The 16,144-nt window shown below is 64.1% G+C and carries 20 protein-coding genes and 1 pseudogene; 11 read left to right on the top strand and 10 right to left on the bottom strand.

The window, feature by feature from the left end; translation table 11 throughout:
- Positions 1-235: 235 nt before the first annotated feature.
- Positions 236-400 carry a hypothetical protein gene (locus tag Q2941_RS03920; RefSeq protein WP_458191704.1) on the top strand — a complete coding sequence of 55 codons (165 nt, stop codon included), beginning with the start codon at positions 236-238 and terminating at the stop codon, positions 398-400.
- Positions 401-436: 36 nt separating this feature from the next.
- A complete protein-coding gene (locus Q2941_RS03915) occupies positions 437-802 on the top strand; it encodes a hypothetical protein (protein WP_027523905.1) in 366 nt (121 codons plus the stop codon).
- Positions 803-810: 8 nt separating this feature from the next.
- Here Q2941_RS03915 and Q2941_RS03910 read toward each other — a convergent pair whose 3' ends face one another.
- Together Q2941_RS03910 and Q2941_RS03905 are read right to left on the bottom strand one after the other, a co-directional pair.
- Positions 811-1,056 carry a DUF6719 family protein gene (locus Q2941_RS03910; RefSeq protein ID WP_458191703.1) on the bottom strand — a complete coding sequence of 82 codons (246 nt, stop codon included), beginning with the start codon at positions 1,054-1,056 and terminating at the stop codon, positions 811-813.
- A 68-nt stretch (positions 1,057-1,124) separates the two neighbouring features.
- Positions 1,125-2,215 (bottom strand): annotated as a pseudogene (locus Q2941_RS03905) (aminotransferase-like domain-containing protein).
- A 73-nt stretch (positions 2,216-2,288) separates the two neighbouring features.
- On the opposite strand from Q2941_RS03905, the gene Q2941_RS03900 reads away from it, so the two are divergent.
- From Q2941_RS03900 to kynU, 5 genes are all read left to right on the top strand, one after another.
- Positions 2,289-3,014: a pyridoxamine 5'-phosphate oxidase family protein gene (locus Q2941_RS03900; protein ID WP_254112226.1), complete on the top strand. Its 726-nt coding sequence runs from the start codon at positions 2,289-2,291 to the stop codon at positions 3,012-3,014.
- 50 nt (positions 3,015-3,064) lie between these two features.
- Complete coding sequence (locus Q2941_RS03895) at positions 3,065-4,342, top strand: ArgE/DapE family deacylase (RefSeq protein ID WP_458191702.1); 1,278 nt, start codon at positions 3,065-3,067, stop codon at positions 4,340-4,342.
- A gap of 338 nt (positions 4,343-4,680) precedes the next feature.
- Positions 4,681-5,490, top strand: a complete 810-nt coding sequence (locus Q2941_RS03890; RefSeq protein WP_458191701.1) for an alpha/beta hydrolase — start codon at positions 4,681-4,683, stop codon at positions 5,488-5,490.
- Between the two features lie 22 nt (positions 5,491-5,512).
- Entirely contained in the window at positions 5,513-6,352 is an 840-nt protein-coding gene (gene kynA / locus Q2941_RS03885; RefSeq protein WP_458191700.1) for a tryptophan 2,3-dioxygenase, read from the top strand.
- A gap of 7 nt (positions 6,353-6,359) precedes the next feature.
- Entirely contained in the window at positions 6,360-7,568 is a 1,209-nt protein-coding gene (gene kynU, locus Q2941_RS03880) for a kynureninase (RefSeq protein ID WP_458191699.1), read from the top strand.
- Positions 7,569-7,743: 175 nt separating this feature from the next.
- On the opposite strand, the gene Q2941_RS03875 is transcribed toward kynU, so the two are convergent.
- From Q2941_RS03875 to Q2941_RS03860, 4 genes are read right to left on the bottom strand one after another with little or no spacing between them, the layout of a single operon-like run.
- Positions 7,744-8,154, bottom strand: coding sequence for a DUF1801 domain-containing protein (locus Q2941_RS03875; RefSeq protein ID WP_027523914.1), 411 nt, complete (start codon positions 8,152-8,154; stop codon positions 7,744-7,746).
- A gap of 56 nt (positions 8,155-8,210) precedes the next feature.
- On the bottom strand, positions 8,211-8,417 hold the full coding sequence (locus Q2941_RS03870) for a hypothetical protein (protein ID WP_458191698.1): 207 nt from the start codon (positions 8,415-8,417) through the stop codon (positions 8,211-8,213).
- A 33-nt stretch (positions 8,418-8,450) separates the two neighbouring features.
- Positions 8,451-8,876: an SRPBCC family protein gene (locus Q2941_RS03865; protein ID WP_458191697.1), complete on the bottom strand. Its 426-nt coding sequence runs from the start codon at positions 8,874-8,876 to the stop codon at positions 8,451-8,453.
- Positions 8,873-9,196 (bottom strand): ArsR/SmtB family transcription factor, encoded by a 324-nt coding sequence (locus tag Q2941_RS03860; protein ID WP_027523917.1) that lies wholly within the window; start codon positions 9,194-9,196, stop codon positions 8,873-8,875. Before Q2941_RS03860 ends, Q2941_RS03865 begins: the two co-directional genes overlap by 4 nt.
- Before the next feature lie 285 nt (positions 9,197-9,481).
- On the opposite strand from Q2941_RS03860, the gene Q2941_RS03855 reads away from it, so the two are divergent.
- A complete protein-coding gene (locus tag Q2941_RS03855; RefSeq protein WP_458191696.1) occupies positions 9,482-10,852 on the top strand; it encodes a metal-dependent hydrolase family protein in 1,371 nt (456 codons plus the stop codon).
- 207 nt (positions 10,853-11,059) lie between these two features.
- On the opposite strand, the gene Q2941_RS03850 is transcribed toward Q2941_RS03855, so the two are convergent.
- On the bottom strand, positions 11,060-12,328 hold the full coding sequence (locus Q2941_RS03850; RefSeq protein ID WP_458191695.1) for a lipoprotein-releasing ABC transporter permease subunit: 1,269 nt from the start codon (positions 12,326-12,328) through the stop codon (positions 11,060-11,062).
- 186 nt (positions 12,329-12,514) lie between these two features.
- Here Q2941_RS03850 and Q2941_RS03845 point away from each other — a divergent pair, with 186 nt between their 5' ends.
- Positions 12,515-12,916 (top strand): PaaI family thioesterase, encoded by a 402-nt coding sequence (locus Q2941_RS03845; protein ID WP_458191694.1) that lies wholly within the window; start codon positions 12,515-12,517, stop codon positions 12,914-12,916.
- A gap of 150 nt (positions 12,917-13,066) precedes the next feature.
- Entirely contained in the window at positions 13,067-13,678 is a 612-nt protein-coding gene (locus Q2941_RS03840; protein WP_254112230.1) for a GNAT family N-acetyltransferase, read from the top strand.
- Between the two features lie 141 nt (positions 13,679-13,819).
- Here the strand turns inward: Q2941_RS03840 and Q2941_RS03835 are convergent, their stop codons facing one another.
- Both Q2941_RS03835 and Q2941_RS03830 read right to left on the bottom strand, forming a co-directional pair.
- The gene (locus tag Q2941_RS03835; RefSeq protein WP_027523921.1) at positions 13,820-14,125 is read right to left on the bottom strand and encodes a hypothetical protein; all 306 of its coding nucleotides are present in this window, start codon (positions 14,123-14,125) and stop codon (positions 13,820-13,822) included.
- Between the two features lie 103 nt (positions 14,126-14,228).
- A complete protein-coding gene (locus Q2941_RS03830) occupies positions 14,229-14,915 on the bottom strand; it encodes a DUF2161 domain-containing phosphodiesterase (RefSeq protein WP_458191693.1) in 687 nt (228 codons plus the stop codon).
- A 127-nt stretch (positions 14,916-15,042) separates the two neighbouring features.
- On the opposite strand from Q2941_RS03830, the gene Q2941_RS03825 reads away from it, so the two are divergent.
- Positions 15,043-15,390 (top strand): GrlR family regulatory protein, encoded by a 348-nt coding sequence (locus Q2941_RS03825; RefSeq protein WP_254112232.1) that lies wholly within the window; start codon positions 15,043-15,045, stop codon positions 15,388-15,390.
- Here the strand turns inward: Q2941_RS03825 and Q2941_RS03820 are convergent.
- Entirely contained in the window at positions 15,387-16,067 is a 681-nt protein-coding gene (locus Q2941_RS03820; protein ID WP_254112233.1) for an SDR family oxidoreductase, read from the bottom strand. The genes Q2941_RS03825 and Q2941_RS03820 overlap by 4 nt on opposite strands.
- Positions 16,068-16,144 lie beyond the last annotated feature (77 nt).

Genomic DNA, 16,144 nt, shown 5'->3' with positions numbered 1-16,144 from the left:
CGCGGGCAGCTGCGGGAACGCCGGAGAGGGCCGCGAAGCAGCCGTCGGCCACGAGGCGACTTCACTGAAATAATTGGGGTTTTTGACTTAATGTTTCGTCGCATCGGCGACGACGAAACAATTCTCACGAAGATGAAACCATTTTCCGCATTTGGCGCATCACGGACGAAACCGCCCATGGTTATCACCCCCATCAGCGGTAGCGACGCACAGCCGCGGGAACTGGAGACTTCACATGCGGGCGCTCAGCTTCTTCCTCGCTTTCGGCTTCGTCCTCGCCGGATCCTCGCTGGCCGGAACGAGCGACAGCGGACTGCCGGGCGTCGGGACCTTTGCCTATAGCGGCTCGCCGGTTGGGGCCAAGGCGCCTCAGCCGATCGTGATGGCCGCGCGTCTCTGATCGCAGAAAAAAAGACCGGTAGGATCAAGAAAAGCCATCATGTTTCGCATCTGCGCCGCAGCTTTCCTCGCGTCCGTCCTCACGATCACCGCTGCCCAGGCTCAGGTGCGCTCTCCCAACAGGTTGCCGGATCCGCGCACCGATTTCGTGCGCCAATGCGCGCCGCACATGCTTGGGCGTTGGGCGCACCCGGAGGAAGTCTGTGGCTGCCTGCATGATCATGCCGCCGCCGTCGTCGAGGACCGCGACCTGCGCGAAGCGCTGCTTCGCGGCATCAGCGAGACCGGCGTGCCGACCATCGAGAACGAATGGGTGCCGGCCGCCAAGCAGTCCGAGATCGGACCGACCTTCACCAAGATCGCCAAGCCGACCCTTCAGTGCATGTTCGACCCGGCGAAGTAGACCGCACGCTATTTCGACTTCGGTCCAAACCGCGGCACGCAGGTGCGTGTCGCCGTGATGCCGCTTTCGGTCATCTTAGCACCGCGCACTTCCTTGATCTGCCCGGCGGGGCAGGTGCCGTCATCGACCATCACGCGCTGGCCAAGCCGCAAGCCGACGATATCCTGCTCGCGCCCGACCGTGTCGGCGCGCGCCAACGTTATTGTTGCTGCGGCAAACAGCGCGCACAGGCTCATCGCGCGAAAATGGGTCATGACGAAAAATCCAAACCTCGATGCGGCGATGTTAGAAAGCCGCGCGCGATTCTCATAGTGAACCTTCGTCACGCGCGCCGTGCCGGCATGTCGCTGCCGCGAAGCGCGGCCAGCGATTGCGTCGCGAGCTTTTCGGCTGACGCCACCAGTTGCGGAACGGAATGGCCGGAAAAGCCGAGGACGAAACCGGGCAGGGGACGGGCGCGCGCATAGGTGTCGGCCAGCAGCCAGCCTTCCGCGCCGGCCGCGTGCTTGGCCTGCGAGGCGATGCGCAGATCCACCGACGGCTCGAGGCGCCAGCCTCCCTCGCCCAGTCCAGGAGCTCGAGCCGGCGCGGCATCGACATCTGCACGCCCAGCGGAAATTGATGCGACGGCGTGACATAGGCCGCGCGCGCCCTTGGTGCCGCCGTCCGGCCCTTGGCGACACGCAGGCCGTGCTCGTCGACCGGCACGGAGACAGCGCGATATCCGCAATGGAGGATCGTCGCGCGCGCGGTGGGGTAGCCCGGATCCTCGCACCAGATCTGGTCGTTGGTTTTGAGGATCGCGCCGAGCACGATGCGCAAGGCGTGCAGCGTGCCTGAGGTCAGCATGATCTGGTCGGGATCACAGCGCAGGCCCCGCGCCGCGAGCAAATGATCGGCAACCGCAACGCGCAACTCGCGGCTGCCGCGCGGATCACCATAGTGCAGATGTTCACTTCCGAAGGCGCGCATGCGCCGGCCGACGAAGCCGCGGAAGCGTTGCAGTGAGCGCTCGTCGATGTGGGTGCAGCCGAGTGCCAGCGTGCCCTGCCGCGGCGCCTCGACGATGATCTTCGCCTTGCGCGCATCGCTCACGCGCGCGGGAATTTTTGCAGCGACGAACGTCCCGGAGCCGACGGTTGCTTCCGCAAACCCGTCGGCGATCAGCCGCTCATAGGCCGTGACGACGGCGTTGCGCCGGAAACCGGTTTGCTTCGCCAGCGTCCGCGATGGCGGCAGCGGCTCGCCCGGCCTGACCAGGCCTTCCACGATCGCGTGGCAGAGCGCCTGGTAGAGCCGGTGCGCCGAGGGAGCGCTCGCCGTAATGTGCGCTCCCGAAAAATCGAGCGGCAGCTCGGCCCTGCGCGGCGCGGCTTTCGGGGGCGGTTTTGAATTGGTCGGAATTTTTCGCATGGAATTGGCACTATCGCAGACCAAATGGGGCGCTACAACTCCTTCCAGATTCAATTTCACGACAGGAGCCGCCGTGTCCGACGGTATCGCCACCACGTCCTATCCGGTCTCGTCCCGCAACCAGGTGAAGCGCCGCCATGATCGCGGGTCCTATGATCACGCCACCGTTCACCGCATCCTGGACTCCTCGATGCTGTGCCACGTCTCCTATGTGATCGACGGCCAGCCCTATTGCACGCCGACCTTCTTCTGGCGGGAAGGGACCAAGCTCTATTGGCACGGCTCCAGCGCGAGCCGCATGCTGCGCAACCAGTCGAGCGGGCAAAGGGTCTGTCTCACCGTTGCGCATCTCGACAGCCTCGTGCTGGCGCGCTGCGGCTTCAATCATTCGGCGGATTATCGCGCGGTGATGGCCTTCGGGACCGCTTACCTCGTGACGGACGCGGAGGAGAAGCAGCGCGCGCTGGTCGCCATGGTCGACCGCTTCTTCCCGGATCGCACTGCGGGCTTGCGCCCAAGCAGCACGCAGGAGGCCAAGGCGACGTCCTTCATCGCGATGGAGATCGAGGAAGCCTCCGCCAAGGTTCGCACCAAGGGCCTTGCAGACGACGATGAGGACTACGCACTGCCAATCTATGCGGAGCGGATCCCCGTGCGCACCGTGCTTGGCGCGCCGGAACCTTGCAAGCGCCTGCTCGACGGCGTCACGCGGCCAGCGACGTTGAATGGTTATTCGGAGGGCCGACTGCTCGAAGATGCATTGCTGGATGCCTATTTTGAGGAGTACCCGGAGGGCTGAAATCGGCTAGCTTCGCGGCGCTCTTTGGAATGCCTGACGGAGTTGCCAGCATGAATGCCGATACGCAGCAGAGGATTCTCGACGCCGTCGATGTAGGCTTCGAGGCCCAGCTTGCGACCACCCGCGATTTCGTTGCGATCCCCTCGACCCGCGGCGCTGAGGGGCCCTGTCAGGATATGATGGGTGATCTGCTCCGCGCGCGGGGTTATGAGGTCGACGACTGGCACATCAATGTCGACGAACTCAGGGATCTGCGCGGCTTCGGTCCGATCGAGCATGATTTCTCCAAGGCGCGCACGGTGGTCGGCACCTACCGCCCGCAAACGAGTGGCGGCAAATCACTGATCCTGCAAGGCCACTGCGACGTCGTGCCGGCGGGACCGCTGGAGCTCTGGGACACCCCGCCATTTGCGCCGGTCATCAAGGACGGCAAAATGTACGGCCGCGGTGCCTGCGACATGAAGTCCGGCACCATCGGCGCACTCTATGCGCTCGATGCGATCAAGGCCGCAGGCCTTCGGCCCAAGGCGCGGATCCATTTCCAGTCCGTGATCGAGGAGGAGAGCACCGGCGTCGGCGCGCTCTCGACGCTCCAGCGCGGCTATCGCGCCGATGCCTGCTTCATTCCGGAGCCGACGGGCGGCAAGATGGTGCGCTCGCAGGTCGGCGTGATCTGGTTTCGCCTGCGCGTGAAGGGCCATCCGACCCATGTGGCGTTTGCCGGCTCCGGCGCGAATGCGATCATGGCGGCCTATCATCTGATCCAGGCGCTGCAAAAGCTCGAGATCGAGTGGAATGAGCGCGCGAAGGCCGATCGCCATTTCAAGACGCTCAACCATCCCATCAACTTCAACCCCGGCATCATCAAGGGCGGCGATTGGGCCTCCAGCGTGCCGGCCTGGTGCGACGTCGATTGCCGCATCGCGGTCTTGCCGGGCTGGTCCATCGCCGACCACCAGAAGGAGATTCTGGCCTGCGTCGCGGCCGCGGCGCGCAATCACCGTTTCCTCGCTAACAATCCGCCCGAGGTCGAATGGTCCGGCTTCCTGTCGGAAGGCTATGAGCTGACCAACGCGGCTGCGCCGGAAGCCGCCTTCGGCAAGGCCTTCAACACCGTCTATGGCGGCGCGGTCGAAGACCTCGTCTTCACCGCGCTCACCGACACCCGCTTCTACGGCCTCAACCACGGCATCCCCAGCCTCTGCTTCGGCCCGAGCGGCGGCGAGATCCACGGCTTCAATGAATATGTCGATCTGGAGTCGCTGAAGAAGTCTACCAAGGCGATGGCGCTGTTCATCGCGGAATGGTGCGGGGTGGAGAAGGGGTAGCCCTTTGCCCCCTCCGCCGTCGTTGCGAGGAGCGAAGCGACGAAGCAATCCAGACTGGTGCCACGGAAAGAACTCTGGATTGCTTCGCTGCGCTCGCAATGACGGAGTGTGGTGGCACTCCCTCACCTGAGGAGCTTGCGAAGCAAGCGTCACGAAGGATGACGGCGTGGCCGGTGGCCCCGCCCTTCGAGACGCGCGCCAGGGCGTGCTCCTCAGGGCGAGGAGCGGTGCCCGATATAGGTGCGCCTTTAAATGCTTTAAGCTTAAAATAAAGACTAGGATGGCGGCGCGGCCGGTGGCAGACTGGCGACCTGTCGCCTGCGAGTCTGGGAGTAACGATGCGCGATTGGGATGATGCGTATGCCAACTCGGCTCATGTGCCGGGATCGGACACACTGCCCGCGCTCTGGGCCGAGCGCGCCGCGTCCTATCGCGCGGGGCTCAGGGCATTTCGTCCGGACATCGCCTATGGCTCAGGCGAGCGCCAGTGTCTCGACCTGATCCTGCCCGATGGCGACACAAAGGGCCTCGTCGTCTTCGTCCATGGCGGCTACTGGATGCGGTTCGACAAATCGTCGTGGACCGACCTTGCTGAAGGCGCGCGCCACCATGGCTTTGCCGTCGCGCTGCCGAGCTACACGCTGACGCCGGCCGCGCGCATCTCCGACATCACGGCCGAGATGGCGGCTGCAATCGCCACCGCGGCCGCGCTCGTCGCCGGACCGATCCGGCTTGCCGGCCACTCCGCCGGCGGCCATCTCGTCACCCGTATGCTCTGCAAAGACAGCCGGCTTGAGCCTGCAGTCTACAACCGCATCGCCGGGACGCTGTCGATCAGCGGTCTGCACGATCTGCGCCCGCTGCTGAAGACCAAGATGAACGCCACGCTTGGCATGACTCTGGAGGAGGCGACGCTCGAAAGCGCCGCGCTGCATCTGCCGCGCGGACACGTGCCGCTCACGGCCTGGGTCGGCGGCGCCGAGCGGCCCGAATTCGTCCGCCAGGCCGAGCTGATGGCAAACGTCTGGACCGGTTTTGACGTGCCGACGCGTCTGGTGGTCGAGCCTGGCTACAACCATTTCACGGTCGTCGACGGGCTCAAGGATCCCTCGTCGAAAATCACCGCGAACCTGGTTGGCCTGGACTGACGCAGATCTGAGAGGGGATGTCATGACCAGCAACGACTACGATCCCACCGCCGAGGGCGCCGAGACCGATTTCGCTCGGCGGATGTCCTACGGCGACTATCTCCAGCTGGATGCGATCCTTGGCGCGCAGCATCCGCTGTCGGATGCGCATGACGAGATGCTGTTCATCATCCAACACCAGACCTCGGAGCTCTGGATGCGCCTTGCCATTCACGAGCTCAGCGCCGCCCGTCGCGCCATCGCGCGTGACGAGGTATCGCCGGCGATGAAGATGCTGGCGCGCGTCTCCCGCATCTTCGAGCAGCTGAACAGCGCCTGGGACGTGCTGCGCACGATGACCCCAAGCGAGTACACGCATTTCCGCTCCAAGCTCGGGCAATCCTCGGGCTTCCAGTCGAGCCAGTATCGCCTGATCGAATATCTCCTCGGCAACCGCAATCACGCGATGCTGAAGCCGCATGCGCATGACGCCGAGGTCACGCGTCTTCTCGAGGCGGAGCTGGCGACGCCGAGCCTATATGACGAGGTGCTGCGCCTCGCCGACCGCAAGGGGCTCGCGATGCCGCCTTCTGTCCTGGCGCGTGACGTCCGCGAGACACACAGCCTGAACGAAGGCGTGCTGGAGGCGTGGCGGGAGGTCTATGAGGCGCCGGAGACGCATTGGATGCTCTACGAGCTCGCCGAAAAACTCGTCGACTTCGAGGATTATTTCCGCCGCTGGCGCTTCAATCACGTCACCACCGTCGAGCGGGTCATCGGCTTCAAGCGCGGCACCGGCGGCACCGGCGGGGTCAGCTATCTCAAGCGCATGCTGGAGGTCGAGCTGTTTCCCGAACTTTGGCGCGTCCGCACCATTCTTTGAGCCAGCCATGACCAAGACCCGACTGCGCGTCTACGACGACACCAGAGCGCTCTTCCATCTGCCCGAGGGCGTGATCTATCTCGACGGCAATTCGCTCGGCGCGCTGCCGCTGGGCGTTGCCGAAAAGGTTGACCGCGTGATCCGGCAGGAATGGGGCGATGAGCTCATTCGCGCGTGGAACACGGCGGGCTGGTACGTGCAGCCGCGCAACGTGGGCAATCGCATCGGCCGGCTGATCGGCGCGGAGGCAGGCTCGGTGATGATGGGCGACACGCTCTCGCTCAAGGCCTACCAGGCGCTCGCCGCCGCGCTCGATATGAAGCCTGAGCGCAAAATCGTGCTCTCCGACACCGGCAATTTTCCGACTGATCTCTACATGGCCGAAGGCCTGATCGCGACGCTCGGGCGAGGGCACCAGCTGCGCCTCGTGGCGCCGGAGGCGGTCCAGGCCGCGCTGTCGGAGGAGATTGCGGTGCTCTACCTCACGGAGGTCGACTACCGCACCGGTCGCCGCCATGACATGGCGCAGCTCACTGCAAAGGCGCATGCGCTGGGCATCGTGACCGTCTGGGACCTCGCGCATTCGGCCGGCGCACTGCCGGTCGATCTCGCCGGCGTCGACGCCGACTTCGCTGCGGGGTGCACCTACAAATATCTCAACGGCGGTCCCGGTGCGCCGGCCTTCCTTTACGTCGCGCCGCGCCACGCAGATCGGGCGCGCGCCGCGCTCTCGGGCTGGATGGGCCACGCAAAGCCGTTCGCCTTCGATCTCGGCTATGCGCCCGCGGGCGGCGTGGAACGCATGCGCGTCGGCACGCCGCCGGTGCTCGCGATGGCTGCGCTGGAGGCTTCACTCGACATCTGGGACCGCGTCGATCTTGGCGAAGTGCGGGCCCGCTCGCTGGCGCTCGGCGATCTCCTGATCGCGGAGGTGGAGCGCCGCTGCCCGGAGCTCAAGCTCGTGACGCCACGCGCGCACGAGATGCGTGGCTCGCAGGTTTCCTTCGCCTTTGACGGCGGCTACGCCGCCATGCAGGCCATGATCGCCCGCGGCGTGATTGGCGACTTCCGCGCCCCCGACATCATGCGCTTCGGCCTGACGCCGCTGTATATCGGGGAGGACGAGGTGATGAAGGCCGCCGAGATCATCGAGGAGGTGATCGTTGGCGAAGTATGGAGGCGACCGGAATTCCAGGTCGTGAATGCGGTGACGTAGCCCGCGCTGTCTCCACAACGTCATTGCGAGCGCAGCGAAGCAATCCAGACTATCGCCGCGGTGGGATTCTGGATTGCTTCGTCGCTTCGCTCCTCGCAATGACGAGCTTGTGGCAAGCGCTATCCACACTGTCGTATCCCAATTGTTCAAGCCAGGGCATGACTGAGATTGTGTATCAACCCGCCTTGCGCGCTTTCGTGCGCGCTGCCGGCGCTTTCTTCTTCGCCTTGCCCTGATTGTATTCGATCGCTGCACGCACGAGCTGTTTCAGCGCCCGCGCGTTGATCTTGTCACCTTCGAGGAAATCGATTGCGCGGCGTTCGTTGCCATCGAGGCCGGCGTTGAAGAGTTTTTCGGGATCGGCGAGACGCGCTCCGTACATGAAGGTCAGCTTCACCTTGCCCTTGTGGGCATTGGCGACCGCGATGATGCCGTCGCGCTCCCACACCGGACTGCCCATCCACTTCCATTCCTCGACGATCTCGCTGTCGGCCTCGAGGATGGCGTTGCGCAGGTTCGCAAACATCTTGCCGCGCCAGTCGGTGATCCCGGCGATCAGTTGGTCGATTTTTTCCGATGGAGTCATTTGAGGTTCTGTGCTCCCAATTCTGGTCCTGTTCTACGTCGGGCGAGCGATCGCCGTCAGCCACTTCGCCATTTGGTGGCATAGGGCAGGGCGAACAGATAGAGGCCGGAGAGCAGAAGCAGGATGAGCGGGAACAGCGCCAGGAGGCCGATCCAGACCGCCTGCATCTCCAGCCCCATGGCGAGGACATTGACGATGACGGCCACCGTGAAGCCAATCGACAGCCAGCGGTGAACCTGCCGAATCCACATGTTCCAGTTCAATGAGACCTCCTGTCCTAGAGTGCAACGGCGGCGTCAGTCTGCCTGCGGCAGGACCTCTTCCAGCTTCGCCAAGAACTGCTTCCATCCGGCATGCGCGCCGCCATAGGCCTGCTTCTGGTCCGGGCGGAATCCCACCTGCTCGACGCGGAGCAGAGTTCCGCCGCGCGTCGGGGTGAGGGTAAAGGTCACCACGCTCTCCAGATTGTAGGCCGCATCCTGATGCGCAAAGTTCCAGGTGTAGGCGAGCGCCTTGTTCGGCTCGATCGTGAGGACCTCGCAGTCGAGCACGCCGCCCCACTCGCCGGTGAGGTTGAAACGATGGCCCAGCACCGGCACAAAATCGTTCTTCATCAGCCACTCCGAGATCAAATGCGGCTGCGTCAGCGCCCGCCAAAGCTTCTCGGGCGGATGTGCGAACTCGCGCTCGACGACGACGGAACGGGTCTCGATCTTGTTCATTGGTCCATCCTCTTGAGAAGATCCTCGAGGTCATCGAACCGGCTTTGCCAGAAGCCGGTCATCTTGCTGGTCCAGTCGATCAGCGGGGCGAGCGCGCGAAGCTGCGCGCTGTAATGCGTCTGGCGGCCCTCGTGGCGGTCGCGCACGAGGCCCGCTTGTTTCAACGCCATCAGATGCTTCGAAACGGCTGGTTGCGACACGCCGGCCCGCGCTGTCAACGCGCCAACGGTCTGCTCGCCGTGGCGGCACAGCCGTTCGAAGATAGCCCGCCGAGTCGGATCGGCAAGGGTCCGGAACAGCACATCGTGGGTGTTGGCCATGTGAGATTGATAACTCATTGGTTATGAATTGTCGTATAACCCGATAGTTATGAATTCGTCAAGCGGGGATGCGCCTGACGTCGCTCGCGCCTGGACGGAACGCCTCTAGCTTGAATCAATTCAAGCCAGGCGCGACAGCTCCAATCGCACCTCCGCTCGTGCCGGATGGCTGGGCTGCATGTTTCCGTATGGGTTGTAAGTTGACTTGCTCCACACGCCGGCGCTGAGTCAGTCCCAAGGCATCGCTGCCGGGGAACGAGCAGACGTGCCGGCAGGAGGGCGGAAATGTTCGAAGTGCGCAAGCCTGGTTGCATCTTCATCGTCTTTGTGTTGCTCGTCGCAATTGGCGTGAGCCTTGTTGCTTCGCGGCCTGCGCAGGCGCAACAGAACTCCGCGGTCCTTTTCCAGAACGTCCGCATCTTCGATGGCCGGAACAGTACGCTCTCGGCGCCATTCAATGTGCTTATCCGCAATGGCAAGATCGAGAAGATCTCGGCCGCGCCGCTGACCGCGGATGCGCAGGCGATCGATGGCGGCAATCGCGTGCTGATGCCCGGGCTGATCGACGCGCATTGGCACGCGATGCTGGTGCGCCCGACGCCGGCGGCTGCGATTGCGGGCGACGTCGGCTACCTGAATCTGCAAGCGGCCGCGGAAGCCACCGCCACACTGATGCGAGGTTTTACGACGGTGCGCGACATGGGCGGCCCGAGCTTCGGGCTCAAGCGCGCCATCGACGAGGATCTCGTGGCAGGTCCCCGCATCTATCCCTCCGGCGCGATGATCACCATCACCGGCGGCCATGGGGACTTCCGGCAATTGTCCGACCTGCCGCGGACGATCGGCGGCATGCTGAGCCGCATGGAGCTGATTGGCGGCAGCATGGTCGCCGACAGTCCGGACGAGGTCCGCGTGCGCGCCCGCGAGCAGCTCATGCAGGGCGCGACGCAGGTCAAGCTCACGGCGGGCGGCGGTGTGGCCTCGCCGTTCAGCCCGCTCGACGTCTCCACCTTCACCGAGCCCGAGCTGCGCGCGGCGGTCGAGGCGGCCGAGAACTGGGGCACTTATGTGGCCGTGCACGCCTACACGCCGGTGGCGATCCAGCGCTCGATCGCGGCGGGCGCGAAATGCGTCGAGCACGGCCATCTCATGGACGAGGCCTCGGCGCGTCTGATGGCCGAGAAGGGCATCTGGCTGAGCACGCAGCCGTTCCTCGATCTCGCCGGTGCCGCCGCGCTGGGGCCCTCGGAGCAGGACAAGATGCAGCAGGTGGTCACCGGCACCGACAGGGTCTATGCACTTGCCAAGAAGTACAAGATCAAGACCGCCTTCGGCACCGACGTCCTGTTCTCCAAGGCGCTCGCCGAGCGGCAGGGCGCGATGCTCGCCGACCTCACCCGCTGGTACACGCCGGCCGAGGCGCTGGCGATGGCGACATCGGCGAACGGCGAGCTCCTGAGCCTGTCCGGTCCGCGCAATCCCTATCCCGGCAAGCTCGGCGTGGTCGAGGAAGGCGCCTTGGCGGACCTGCTGCTGGTCGATGGCAACCCGATCGAGAACATCAAGCTGGTCGCAGACCCCGCGAAGAATTTCGTCGTCATCATGAAAGGCGGAAAGATCTACAAGAATACGCTGGCCGGCGACAGCAGGAGATAGCGACGTCGATAGTGTGGTGCGCCTGCGCCCACACCCCGTCATTGCGAGCGCAGCGAAGCAATCCAGGCTGTCTCCGCCGAGGCAGTCTGGATTGCTTCGTCGCAAGAGCTCCTCGCAATGACAGCGTTGATAGAGCTGCGCGCCTAACCTCGACGCTCGTAGGGTGGGGTAGCGAAGCGTAACCCACCATGTTGGCCGTAACCACCCCTAGCCCCCATGTCGCAGCACCTCGATGGGATCGAGCCGCGCGGCGCGCCAGGATGGGTAGAGCGTTGCGAGAAACGAAAGCGTCAGCGCCATGATCACGACTGCCGAGGTTTCTCCGACCTCGATGTCCGCCGGTAGCTTCGAAAGAAAGTAGAGCTTTGGCGGAAACAATTCGGTCCTGGTCAGCCAGGACATGAATTGCCGGATCGACTCGATATTGAGGCAGGCCAGAAGCCCGACTACGAAGCCGATCAGCGTACCTGCGACGCCGATCGAGGCGCCGGTGATCAGGAAGATCCTCATGATCGAGCCCTGCGAAGCACCCATGGTTCGCAGGATCGCAATGTCGCTGCTCTTGTCCTTCACCAGCATGACGAGGCCCGACACGATGTTCAGGGCAGCCACGAGGACGATCAGGGCCAGGATCAGGAACATCACGTTGCGCTGGACCTGAAGCGCGCTGAAGAAGGTCGAGTTGCGCTGTCGCCAATCGACCAGGAAGATCGGCCGGCCGGCCGCCTCCATCACGTTCCTGCGAAACATGTCGATGCGATCAGGGTCGGTCGTGAACACCTCGATTGCCGTGACATCGCCGCTGCGGTTGAAGTAGGACTGCGCCTCCGCGATCGGCATGAAAACCATGCTCGCGTCGTACTCCGACATGCCGATCTCGAACACGGCCGTGACCTTGTATTTCTTGATACGCGGCATGACGCCCATTGGCGTCACCGCGGCGTGCTGCGCGACGAGAGTGATGGCGTCACCGTCATGCAGCGAAAGCTGATCGGCGAGGCCCTGGCCGATCGCAACGCCCTGATCGTCGTCAAAATGCTCGATCGACCCCTGCTTGATGTTGCCGGCGACCGAAGCGAGCTTGTTGAGATCGACCCCTCGGATCCCGCGCACCAGAACGCCGGAGGCGTTTGCGGATGATGCCAATGCCGTCCCGTCGACGACGGGCGCCGCCAGTCGAACCCCCTTCAACTGGTTGATCCGTTCGGTCACGTCCTTCCAGTCGGTCAGAGGCGATTCCAGCGGCTGAACCAGAACATGCCCGTTGAGCCCAAGGATCTTGTCCAGAAGCTCTTTGCGGAAGCCGTTCATGACCGCCATCACGATGATGAGGGTCGCGACGCCCAGCATGATGCCGAGAAACGAAAACCCAGCGATGACCGAGACGAAGCCTTCCTTGCGCCGCGCGCGCAGGTAGCGCGCAGACAGCATCCATTCGAACGGCGCAAAGGGAGCGGTCTTCCGCGGCGCTGTCATGATCCTCAGGGCTCGTCAGGCCTGTCATTGTGTCCGGTTGCAGCCGGTTTGGCGACCCTGGAGTCCTCAGGCAAACGTGGCGCGTGGAGGCAGCATCGATATCATCGCGGCTATGACCTCGGACGTCATTGCTTTGCGCCGCGGGACAATTCACGTTGAGAATTCAAGACACTGGGAGGAGATCCGATGACGCCGCTCGAAAGACTTCATGCGATGAAGATGCCGTTCGCCGAGCTCAAGGGTGTGCAGTTCGTCGCGGCCGAGCCGGACTGCGTGGTGGCGAGAATGACGATTAGGCCCGACCTCTGCACGCTCGGCCACATCGCGCATGGCGGCGCCATCATGGCCTTGGCCGATTCGGTCGGGGCGGCCGCGACCGTGATCAACCTGCCGGCGGACGCCAAGGGCACGACGACGCTGGAGAGCAAGACCAATTTCATTGGCGGGGCGATGGAGGGGACCACGGTGATCGCCACAGCGACTCCGATCCATCGGGGGCGGCGGACGCAGGTCTGGCAGACCCGTCTCGAGACCGAGGACGGCAAGCTGGTGGCGCTGGTGACCCAGACCCAGATGGTCCTCGTATGATCGCGGGGCTTTGATTTTGTTAACGAATTGGTCGTTTGCCATGCCTCTAACTTGGGCAGGTTCCCGTCTTGCAAACCATGCTGCGACGCACAATATAGGAGGCCTAGGGATTCGAACGCCTCCTCGAGGGACACCAAGAGGAGTTTTGACGTGGCACTTGAAGAGACCATCCACACAGAGTCGGTTCGGGGCTATGTGCGGACCCTGATCCAGCAAGAGGAATTGCCGCTCCTGCGCGATCATCTGCTGAGGCTCGATCCCGAGAGCCGGCACGACCGCTTCAACGGTTTTCTCGACGACAGCTTCATCGAGCGTTACGCCGCGCGCTGCGCGGACGACGGTACCGTGATCGTCGCCTACATCGTCGAAGGCGTGGTCCGCGGCGCGGCCGAACTGCATCCGCCGGAAGGCGATTCGCTGCCCGAAGTGGCGTTCAGCGTGGAAGCCTCCGCGCGCCGCCAGGGCGTCGGGACCGTGCTGTTCCGGCGGCTGATCGCGGAAGCGCGCTGGAAGGGTTTTGGTCGCCTGCGCATCACGACGGGCGCGGAGAATCACGCGATGCGGGCGCTGGCGAAGAAATTCGGCGCGCATCTGGCATTCCGGCACGGCGAGTCGACCGGCACGATCGATCTCACCAAGACGCCGGAGGCGGAGCTTGCGGATCTCGCTGCTGCGCCATTCAAGGCCGGCCGCGCGCTGCTGAGCTTCAACAGCACGTGGTGGAAGCTGTTTTCCAGCATGTACGGCAATCGCGCTGCCTGAGCACGATTCGCAAAAGTGCGCGGCGGTTTTGCCTCGCGACAAACGCGAAGTGTTTGCACCGAGATCGTGCGCAGACAAAGAGAATCAAAAAGCGGACCGGCGAGGCCGGTCCGCTTTCGTATCTTCAAAGACTAGAGCGCTTCAGGTGCCAGTACGCTTGTCGTTGCCGAAGCGGCGCACGACGCGGCGCTCGACCACCACCGAGCGCTGCGCGCCCTGTTCGCCGGCGATGACGCGCGTGGCGGTGATACGGCTGTTGGTACGGGCCTGCTTCTTCACCTCGGCCTGCACGACGTCGAGCGGCATGCCCATCAGGGACGCGGCGATCTCGGCCTGCTGCTCCTGATCGTCGGTGATGCCGATCGCGGCGAAAATCGCCTCGTCCAGGGTCGGCGGATCGTGGCGGACGCGCCGCGTGCCATATTTGGTATTCCAGTCTGCGCTCATGGTAGCCTCATTTCGATCCGGGATACCTAGTGCCGCCTATGTTGCATTGCAATATGAATTTGGTGTGGCATCTCAGTTATTCGCCTCTTGCATTGATCCCATGTCAGGGCGGTGACGGCTGACCGGCGTCGAGCGCGATCTTCGGCTGCGGCCAGCGTTTAAGTGCTGCATGTCCGGCGTTGGTCAATCCGTAGATTCCCCGCTCGGCCCGTGCGAACCAGCCATAGACGTTGTGCAGCAGGATCTTGCCGGCATCAGGACACCGCGCGCGCAGATCGCGCACCGCCCGTGGGCCGTCGGCGAGTGCCGAGGCACAGGCCAGCGCCTGCTGGCGATAGGCGGTCATGATCGGCGCGCGCGTGCTGCCGCCGAGGACTGGATCGCCGTGGCGGCGCTGATGTTCGGCGACGAGTCGCGAGCGCTTCTTCGGCTCGCGGCGCGGCGCCGCGGTCGGCGGCTTCACCAGCACCTCGACCTGGCCGCGCTCGGTGACTCCAAGCATGCCGAAGCCGAGGCGGCGGCAGAGATTGCGATAGCGCGCATCGCTCTCGCGCCCCTTGCCGCGCGCGGACATTTTTGCGGCGATCCAGATCTCATCGCCGGCCGGGGCGCGATCGACCGCCTGCAAGATCAGCTCGAGATTGAAGGCGAGCTTGAGCTCGCCGATCACCACGACCGGCGGATCGCCGGCGCTGAGACCAACGAGATCGCAGCCGCCGATCTCGCCCTTCACGGTGAAGCCGAGCTCTTCGAGAAAGCGTTTGACAGGCAGATAAAGCGCGGTTTCCAAAGGCCGTTCCGTCGGAGAATCAGTTGCGGTCAGTCTAGCCCGGATCTGAGGCGCTTCTCGCGCCATTTGATCGGGGGTGGATGGGCCGGCTATCTTGCCAGCGGGACAGTCGGGCGCTTTGCAGAAGATGACAATCAGGAACGGGCTCTATCACATCCGGATCGAGATGCTGGATGGCGTGCAGGGCGGCAATCAAGGCGTCATGGTGCTGCGCGACGGCGCCATGCGGGGCGGCGATTCTTTTTTCTTCGCCTACGGCAGCTACACCTCGGCCGACGGCAAATGGAAGGGCGAGTTGACTAACGAAGAGCATTCGCACTCGTTCGACGAGCGGCCGGTGTGGGGCCGCAAGGTCGTGACCATGGGCTTCAGCGGCACCTACGCCGACGAGACCGCCTGTGGCGAAGGCATCGCGCTCGCCGGCAAGCAGAGCATCCGCTTCAAGGGCAATCTGCGGCTACTGGTGCCGGATTAAACCCGTCCGCTCACCGGGATCAGTGCGCCCGTCACGGCGCTTGCGGCGTCGCTTGCGAGGAACAGGATCACCTCGGCAAGTTCCTCAGGTCGCACCCATTTGGAAAAATCAGCATCCGGCATGCTGGCGCGGTTGGCCTTGGTATCGATGATCGAGGGCAGCACCGCGTTCACTGTGACCTTGCCTTTCCACTCGTTGGCGAGTGCCTCTGTGAGGCGGTGCACGCCGGCCTTCGAGGCTGCGTAGGGACCCATGCCGGAGCCGGCCTGGAGCGCGCCCATGGCGCCGACATTGACGATGCGCCCGGCCTTCGAGGCCGCGAGATAGGAGAGCGCTGCGCGCGAGGTGTTGAGCGCAGTCAGCACGTTCAGCGCATACATGCGCTGCCAGGTCTTGATGTCGCCGTCGGCGACGGTCTCGAAGGCAAAGCCGCCGGCGATGTTGATCAATGCATCGAGGCGGCCGAAATGTTTTGCCGCCGCCGAGACCGCCGTCTTCGCCTGCGCCTCGTCCGAGAGATCGACGCCGCCGAGCTCGATATGCTGCGCTGTCGCGGGCGCCTGCGAAGGTGCGTAATCGATGCCGGCGACGCGCGCTCCGCGCGCCAGCGCCGTCCCCGCCACCACCTTGCCCAGCGCCCCGAGCGCACCGGTCACGACAATGACTTTTCCCTGCACGATGCTCTCCGTCGGTTTAGTTCCCGCCGACTATTGCGCCGAGCGAATTGGACTTGCAATGACGGCGGCTTCAAGAC

Source organism: Bradyrhizobium sp. UFLA05-153 (genome assembly GCF_054185185.1).
This window is presented reverse-complemented; position numbering and strand designations above follow the sequence as displayed.